Here is an 8,151-nt window from a genome sequence, read left to right as displayed (position 1 = left end):
GGAGGTGACCACGCAGCCGACCATCCCGACGCTCAGCGCCTGACCAGACATGAAGATCACGCGGTAGCCGTCACACACCACGCCCGGGGACTTGACCCCCCCAACCTGACCCGCCGCACCCGAGGCGCTGAGTTGCTGGTCGCCGGGGACAGTTCGCCGGGGACAGTTGCCGGGCAGTTGGCGAGCGTTGACTACGTGGGCAATGCGGCGCTGAACTGGGCGTTCGGCGTTGGCCGCTGTTGGTCATCGTTGACGGTCTGCGGACCAGTTGCGGACTCTGCGCGGACTAGACGCGGCGTTCGGCCGGATGCATCGACCGATCGTCGCCCGCCCCGGGCGGCTGGCAGTCCCCGCTCGGTAGCCGTGATGGCACACGCAGGAGGAGCTCAAGACCAATCTCCTCGGTCAGCTGCGGGGCCTGCCCCGAACTCCCAGCGGTGTCCCCCTGCCGCCATCGGCCGGCCGGCGCCCCCCGCCATCCCCCGGCACGTCCGCTGGCGACGTGGCCAGGGGCCGGCGGGTGCACGACCGACAGCGCGGCCGCACGTAGCCTTCCGGCGGCGAGACGGGGATCTGGTGGAGAACAGAAACGTTGCATGCAGCACCCCGGGGTGCCAGCGCGCGTCCCGGTGGCCGCGGCGCAGCCGGGCGATCGGCTTCTGCGACGAGTGCCTGAACGCCCTGGTGGAAGCCTGCGACGCCCAGGTCGTGCGTCTCGGTGACGATGCGCGCGGCCGGTTCCGCACGCGGCACAACCCCTGCGGAGCGGTCGTCGACGTATCGCTGGCGATGATCCGCCGCGGCGGCTGGGTCTGTCAGATGTGCAAGCGGGCCGGCCAGCTGGCGCAGATGCGCCAGTGGTCCTGGTACGGCGACCACGCCGACATCTGGCCGGTGGCCCGACAGGAGCAGATGCTCGCCGCGGCCGGCCTTCGGTCTCTGCAGCCGCTCGGCGACGCCGACAAGAACATGCCGGTCAACGTCGAGTGCGTGGAGTGCGGCGGTGTCCAGGTCGACTCGCTGTGGGGCTTCTCCGAGGGCATCCGGCTCTCCTGGCTGCCGTGCCACCACTGCAACACCGCCCGGTTCCGGCCCACCACCGCGACCATCAGCCGCGCTTCGAGCTGCTCGGGATGCAGCTGCTCGACGAATTCGACGGCGACCCCGGCCGCCCACTGCAGGCCGTCTGCCTCCGCTGCGACGCCCCGCGCACGGTGGCCTGGACCGCCGTCTGCTCGGGCACCCCGCCGTGCATCCGTTGCGACGGTGCGCGGCTGGATCCCGATGCGCCCCACCGCGTCTACCTGGTGCTCTTTGCGCACCTGGGCGACGTCGGGGTCTACAAGGTCGGCATCACCCACTGCGTCACCGATGACCGACTCAGAGTCCATGAGCGGTCCGGTGGCGTTGTGCTCGACACCATGCAGGTCCGCGATCGGGCCACAGCACTGGCCATCGAGCGGCGCGTTCTCGAGCACTACCTGCCCGCAGCGGCGGTAGCGCTTCGTCCGGACCTCCTGCCGCACGGAGGCACCACCGAGTGCTGGTCGGCCCACGCCGGCCGTCCCAACCTCAGTGGCGCCGCCGCAGGGCGGCCCCTGTAGTGCGGCTTAGGCCCCTGCCCGTCGCCACGCCACGGTGCGAGGTTCGCTGCGCCTTCCCAGCGTTGCGTCACCCCCGCGATACGGTGCGTCACCGATACGGGGGGGGGACGCATGAACGAGGGAAGCTCTGTGCTGGCGGTCGTCGACGGAGTCGACGGAGTTCCGGTCGTCTGGTGGGTGGACGTCGGCCCGCGCGTCGCCGGCATGTCGCGGCTGTGCGGCGCCTGGGTCCTCGACGGGGATGACCGCGGTCGGACGCTTCGGACGCTGACCGTGTCGCGTGTCATCGTGGCCACCGCCTCCGGGCAGGCGCTGCTCGATGAGCAGGAGGTCGTTCCCGACCGGTTTCTCGACACCGAGGCCACCTTCGCTGCGGTCGTGGGGGTCCGCGACGAACTCCAGGCCGTCTACGAGGGCGAGGCGGTGCGCAAGAGCGCCCTGACGCCCCCGCGATGGCCGGCTCTGCCGCAGCCGCTCGACGTCAAGAGGGCGGCCACGCCGGGCGGAGACCCCCGCACAGCCCGCGCCCTCGGCATCGCCCAGTGGCTGCGCAGCCTGTGCGCTGCCTGGGACACCATCGAGGAGCAGCGGCTCGCCCGCTCCTACATGCGCTCGGTGGGCGGTCCCACCACCCGGGAACTGCCGATCGTCTGCCAGGCGACGTGGCCGGCCCCGGTGCACCGCGACCCGGCTGCCCCGACCGAGGCCCCCATCGTCGCCGCCCTGGTGCCGACGCCGCGACCGCCGGTCGAGGAGACCGTGGTGGTGGCACCGGTGCCGGTGGCGTTGGACGGGTTGAGCTTCGTCGCGATCGACGTCGAGACGGCCAACGCCCACCGTGGCTCGATCTGCGCGATCGGCGCGGCCGTCGTCCGCAACGGCGTCGTGGTCGCCACGCACTCCTGGATGGTGCGCCCCGCGGCGGGCCTGGACACTTTCGATCGCGTCAACGTCCGTCTGCACGGCATTGAAGCGGACATGGTGGCCGACCAGCCGTCCTTCGCCGAGCGGCTGGACCAGCTGGTGGAGCTCGCCGACGGGCTGCCGCTGGTCGCGCATAACGCCGCCTTCGACATCGGCGCGCTACGTGAGGCCTGCATCGTCGCCGACCGGGAGTGGCCGACGACGGACTACGCCTGCTCCCTGTTGATGGCCCGGCGCGCGCTGGATCTGATTTCCTACCGGCTGCCGATGGTCGCCAACGAGTGCGGGATCAGCCTGGTCCGTCACCACGACGCGGGGTCGGACGCGGAGGCCTGCGCTCAGGTCGTCCTGGAGATCGCCCGACGCCGGAACGTCGGCACCTTCGCCGCCCTGCTGAGCGATCTGCTCATGCTTCCCGGCCGCTTGGACGCTGCGGCATGGCGGGGGTGCCACGGCACCATCTCGCAGGGTTCGCTGCCGCCGGAGGCAGCCGCCGACGCCAATCCTGAGCACCCGCTGTACGGCCAGGTGTTGGTCTTCACCGGTGCCCTGAGCATCCGGCGTCAGGAGGCGTGGGACGCCGCAGCGCGATGTGGCGCCGTGGTGGACAAGGGCGTCACGAAGCGCACCACGATGCTGGTCGTTGGGGACGGGTTCACCGGGAGCGACCCCGCGGACTTCAGCACCGGCAAGGCATCGAAGGCGGTGCAGTGGCGCGCGAAGGGCCACCGCATCGAGGTCCTCACCGAAGCCGACCTCGTCGACCTCCTCGCAGAGACTCGTATGTCTGGCACCCGGGAGCTGGTCCCCGCCTGATCACCTGACCGCGGCAGGACCGGGGTCACGCGTTGTCACGGCGGGCGTGCGCCCGTCGTGCGTCATGTACCGCTCGAACGCCGGTTCCAGCCGACCAACTGCTCCCGCCGAGCGCAGGCGACTGACCGCGGTGCCGAGTGGGCGAGCGTCTGCGCCGACGGCGTCTGCGATGGTCCACAAGCCGTCACCGGTCAGGTGATGAAACGGGAACTCCGGGTGGTAGCTGGACCTTGCGGGGCCGAAGTCCCGGAGCAGGGGGCGAACGGGCTCTTCGAGTTCGGTGAACGCAACCGGGCCGGGTCGACCCGCTTGGAGCCGGCCGAGCAACCACAGCAGCAGCAGTGGCTTGTGGGGGGCCCGCTGGCCGTCCCTGGTCCAACGACGCAGCTTCTGCACTCGCGTCAGCCACTCTCCCTGCGCGTCCGCATCTTGACCTACGGCGAGCGCCGAAGTGGCGACAACAGCCGTGCGCCGCGCTTCCCGACACGTCCGCATCCGCGGTGCTCAACATGCTGAAGCCCTGTGGTGTGCACCGGCGCGGGTCCGAGACGGCCGCGCTCTCAGGCGGCAGCACCGACTGGCAGACCATTCGTAGCCCCGACGGCCCGCTGACCCTTGGCCGACTCGGATGGCTGCGCCGCAGTGACCGGCCCTACAGTGCCTCGTGGCCCTTGCGGGGAACGGCTCGGACCTGTGGACCTTCGAGGCCTGGTTCGAGCTGGCGGCGCGCCGCGTCGGTCGAGGCGTCGGCCTGCTGACGCTGGACCGTCCCGCCGACCTGGCCGACCCGCGGCTGAGTTTCGTTCTGCGGACGGTAGACGCCTGCTTAGGCGACCTGGAACAGCGATGGGTGCAGCGCCTGGACGCCGCCACCCCCGCCCAGCAGCAGCCGCCGGCCGATGTCAGAATCAGGCTGAAGGCCCTGGAGAAGCTGCAGGACCCGCTGATCCTTCACCTCCTGACGCTCAGCACCGCCTGCGCGGAGAACAACCGGAAGTGGGACCTGGCTGGCACGTGGGAAGCTCTGGTCAAGCCCACGCTGCGCCGCTTCGAGCTGGCCTACACCGCTATGCCCGACCCGCACCGCGGCGCGACGTTCGGCGTCCACGCCGCCCTCGCGACGGTCCGGCAAGAGTTCTCCGCCCAGCTGCTACCTCCCGGCGACCGACCCGGCAAGAACGGCGACCCGAGTCCGCCCGACCGGCCGACGCAGCCGGCCGCAGCGGCAGCCGGCAAGGCCGCCACGCCAGGCTCGCGGGCTTCCGCGCCAGGCTCGCGAGCTTCAGCGCGCACGCCACCACCGGCGACTACTCGGCAGGTGGTCACGGCTTCGCTCGGCGTGCTCGCCGCGGCAGCAGCCGTCGTGGTGGGGGTCGAGGCCGGCTGGGGGGCTGACATCGCGCAGGGCGTGCTCAGCACCCTGGTCGTGGAAGCACTCAGGCCGGCCGTCGGCATCGCACGAGGACACGACGGCCCAGACACGGGCACCGGTCTCAACATCGGGGGATGAGCCGAGACGGACCGCCCCGCCGCACAACGCGACCGAGGCCGGCAACCGATGGCCCGCCGCGACTGCCCGCACCGGCACCGCCGCCGAGCTCACCGCCCGCACCACGCACCCGGCGCTCGCGGCCGCGCTCACCCGCCCGCCCAGCAGCCGCCGGCACTCGGTGGCGAGAGGTCAGCTGCCGGCTCTGCGGTGGCGAAGCGGGTGGATGCCCTCAGCGCCCTCTCCGGGTCGGTGACGGCCGTCCGCTCCGGCACTTCGCCGGACAGCAGGCTGGACGGCTGCGCCAGCCACGTCCAGGCCGTCCAGTCGTCGATGCCGGCGCCGAGCAGCCGCTCGAGCAATGGCCTCAGCTCTGAGCGAGGCTCACCGGCGTCCGTGAGCTGAAACGCCGGAACGACCAACGACCCGTCGGGCTGAGCGCACACGAGGAGCGAACGCTCCCGGCGCCGCGCGGACACCCATCGCTCGGTGGCGTCAAGGTCGCCGCCGCCGCGGCGGGTCGCGAGCTGCGCCAGCGTCAGCCCACCGGCTACGAGGTGCGCACGGAAGGCCGCCACCCGCTGGCGCTGTTCCCCGGGCTCGGTCCCGTTCACTCAAGCGGGCTGGTCGTGCCGTCGGGCCGGTAGCGGGTCAGCCGGCCCCGCGCGTCGAGGGCGACCGTTGTCACGCAGCGGCCGGCGAGCACCTCGCCGAAACGGAGCGCCTTGGCCATCCTGGAGATGGACGCATCGAAGTCCTCGCGCGGATCTACGTCCGCGGGCTCAGGGCGTCCGTCCTGGTTCTCGCCTGGCAGGTGGTTCATGGCTCACCTGCTCTCGTCGCGGTTCGTCTTCGGCCATCCTCCGCCCAACGTCCAAGCCGGCAGACCGTGCATGCGCCCGTCGCCCGCCGCCGGCACGGCGGGCAACACCGGCAGCGTCCATCAACCGGGGCGGCACCCGCCTGCCGGTGCGCAACTCCGCTCCGATGGCATGCACCGACCAGGCCTGCTCGACGTACCGATGCCGCAGGTAGCCCTCCACCGAGTCGAACCCGAGGGTGCGGGCGCGGGCCAGTCGGGCCTCGGCGAGGCGGTGGGTGCGCCGTTGGCCGTGCTCCAGTCCGGCCCTCAATGCCTCGTTCCCCGTGTAGCGGCGACGCCCCTCCTGGGCACGGACGTCAGCCAGTCCGGGTGCGACCAGAGAACGGCGCAGGGCCAGCCGGTAGCTCCGCCGGTAGGCCTGCCCGTCGAGCCGATGGCGGTGAAGGTGTGCCGGTGAGATATGCGTCAGCAGGTCGCCGCAGGCGTGGCAGACCACGCGGCGGCCCGCATCCGCGACGACGAGCTGCCCGAGCGGGGCGAACACCGGCGTGCCGTCGGGAAGGCGCGCGACCGGCACGTGCGGTGACATCGCGGACAGGCCCACGACTACAGCGTCGCCGGTAGGGGTGACAGTTCAGGTCGGGAAGTTGTCCAGCAGCCTGTTGGGCGAGGGTTGTGCAGTCGGTATGCCGGACGCGAGGAATGCGCGGACGCGGTCAGTGGCTCCGCAACGCGAACTCGCCGGGCTCCTCGTAGGGCAGGAAGCGGCGGTCCACACCCAGACCACGGAGCAGGCCCTTGGCCAGCCGTTCCACAGCCGCCGGAGTTTCCTCGGCGAGCTCGCGAGTCGTCGTCTGAATCTCCGCGACGTACTCGTCGGACGGGTACGGCAGGAACCGCTGGAACGAGGTCTCGTAGTAGGCCTGACTCGCTCTGACACCGCGCAGCTTCGTGACGAAGAGGCCAACCCGCCAGGCACCCTGGTAGCCAGTCTGCGTCGCCACGTGCCCGGCAATCTCCAGGCCTCCGTGCAGCATCTCCAGCACCAGCCCGGGCGTCACCGCCAGCGGGGCATCTGCTGCGCGTCCGTAGCGCTGGACCGCTGGCGACGACAGCTGCACCGTGCCGTCGTCGCCCAGGAGGAGGAACAGGTACGCGTCCCCAACCTCGCCGGTCTCGCTGGCTATCAGCGATGCCGCGGCGAGCCCGTCGGGATGGGGGACGTTGTAGGTAAGCGACCCGAACGAGGGCGACCACTGCGTGCGGAACTGGACAGCGGCGGTGACGACTTCGAGGACGTGCTTCCCGGCCAGGAGGTCGCTGACGGGTTCACTGGCTGCGGCAGCGGGTTCGATGCGCAGGTAGAGGCGTCCGAGCTCGTCCAGGCCACTTGGGTCCAGCACCGGCGCATCGCGGAGTCGCTCGGCAAATCCCGCTGACCGGGCTTGGCGGTCGGCGAGCAGGCGTCGTACCTCGTCGTCGGACAGGACGCGCTTGCGCTGTGCGCCACGCCCCCAGTACTGGCCGTCCACCATGTGCGGCGCGACCTCGCTCGCGGGCACCGTCACCACCAGCACGCCGACGCCGGGGGTGTCCGGCTTCAGGATGACATCCAGCGTGACGGACAACGGCGGGCTGATGCGCCCGCCGGTCACCTGGTCGATGCGGGTCTCCAACCCCGTCAGATCGGTTCCGACGACGGCGCCGGCGCCACCCTTGTCGTCCTCGATGCCGACGATGAACACGCCACCCTCGACGCTGAGCGAAGCCAGGTCCTTCGCCAGTTCCAGGTTGGCGGGCTTGTTGCTCGCCGGCACGGCTTCCTTGAGCTCGACCCAATGCGTTTCATCGAGCACACCCGCGTTCGCAGCGAGCACCAGGTCGCCCCACGTCTCGACCTTCAGCCGTGCTTTCCGGGGACCCAGGTACAGGGAGAGCGCCGCCACGGCGCCACCTTGCCAGAGCCCACAGACACCCCACGCAGGCCGCCCGGCACGCGCTTACAGGGGCCGATGGCGCGGAGGCCTACTCGACGTCGTCGTCGTACTCGATGTCCTCCCGAGCGACCCGAAGCCGCATCAACAGGTCCCACCGCGGCCAGTTCGTGCCCTGCTCAAGGGCAGCGAGCCGCGCACGGCTGATGGCTGCCGCTCGCGATAGGCGCACCGCTGGGGTGCGCTTCGCCGGCGCCAGTACAGAAGCTTGCGGACCTCGCCTGCAAGCGCTCTCACCGACTCCTCGACGACGCGCGCCTCCCGCTCGGCCGCATGGAGCGCTGCTCCTCACAGGTTGCTCGGAATGCCCTCGTGGAGGCGGGGACGGAAAGGACCCTCCGGCCAGGTGCCGCCGCGCGCGATGAAGTCCAGCGGCGCCAGCCGTCGAAAGGACGCATTCGCAGTGGGGTGTACCAATGATCTTGGACAGTGACTCGCTGCTGAGAGGATCTGTCCATGCCAGAGCAGCGGCGAAGGTTCAGCCCGCAGTTCAAGGCCGAG

General features: G+C 71.2%; 7 protein-coding genes and 1 pseudogene. 2 read left to right on the top strand and 6 right to left on the bottom strand.

Going from position 1 to position 8,151, the window contains the following annotated elements:
- Positions 1-815: 815 nt before the first annotated feature.
- Positions 816-1,526, bottom strand: a complete 711-nt coding sequence (locus tag ACYVG5_RS21160; RefSeq protein ID WP_460683524.1) for a hypothetical protein — start codon at positions 1,524-1,526, stop codon at positions 816-818.
- Between the two features lie 189 nt (positions 1,527-1,715).
- Between ACYVG5_RS21160 and ACYVG5_RS21155 the strand changes: the two genes are divergently transcribed.
- The gene (locus tag ACYVG5_RS21155; RefSeq protein WP_222050739.1) at positions 1,716-3,344 is read left to right on the top strand and encodes an exonuclease domain-containing protein; all 1,629 of its coding nucleotides are present in this window, start codon (positions 1,716-1,718) and stop codon (positions 3,342-3,344) included.
- A gap of 54 nt (positions 3,345-3,398) precedes the next feature.
- Here the strand turns inward: ACYVG5_RS21155 and ACYVG5_RS21150 are convergent.
- A pseudogene (locus ACYVG5_RS21150) lies at positions 3,399-3,749 on the bottom strand (phosphorothioated DNA-binding restriction endonuclease); the annotation flags it as partial.
- 259 nt (positions 3,750-4,008) lie between these two features.
- Here ACYVG5_RS21150 and ACYVG5_RS21145 point away from each other — a divergent pair.
- Positions 4,009-4,854, top strand: a complete 846-nt coding sequence (locus ACYVG5_RS21145) for a hypothetical protein (RefSeq protein WP_222050738.1) — start codon at positions 4,009-4,011, stop codon at positions 4,852-4,854.
- A 128-nt stretch (positions 4,855-4,982) separates the two neighbouring features.
- Here the strand turns inward: ACYVG5_RS21145 and ACYVG5_RS21140 are convergent, their stop codons facing one another.
- The 4 genes from ACYVG5_RS21140 to ACYVG5_RS21125 all read right to left on the bottom strand — a co-directional run bounded on the left by ACYVG5_RS21140 (position 4,983) and on the right by ACYVG5_RS21125 (position 7,602).
- Positions 4,983-5,447: a hypothetical protein gene (locus tag ACYVG5_RS21140; protein WP_222050737.1), complete on the bottom strand. Its 465-nt coding sequence runs from the start codon at positions 5,445-5,447 to the stop codon at positions 4,983-4,985.
- A complete protein-coding gene (locus ACYVG5_RS21135; protein WP_460683523.1) occupies positions 5,444-5,566 on the bottom strand; it encodes a hypothetical protein in 123 nt (40 codons plus the stop codon). Before ACYVG5_RS21135 ends, ACYVG5_RS21140 begins: the two co-directional genes overlap by 4 nt.
- A 49-nt stretch (positions 5,567-5,615) precedes the next feature.
- Entirely contained in the window at positions 5,616-6,260 is a 645-nt protein-coding gene (locus tag ACYVG5_RS21130; protein ID WP_222050733.1) for a MucR family transcriptional regulator, read from the bottom strand.
- Between the two features lie 112 nt (positions 6,261-6,372).
- Entirely contained in the window at positions 6,373-7,602 is a 1,230-nt protein-coding gene (locus tag ACYVG5_RS21125; protein ID WP_222050732.1) for an AlbA family DNA-binding domain-containing protein, read from the bottom strand.
- Between the last annotated feature and the right edge of the window lie 549 nt (positions 7,603-8,151).

It is taken from the genome of Modestobacter lapidis (assembly GCF_054780755.1).
The sequence above is the reverse complement of the archived record's forward strand: the minus strand, read 5'-3'. Positions and strand labels throughout refer to the sequence as shown.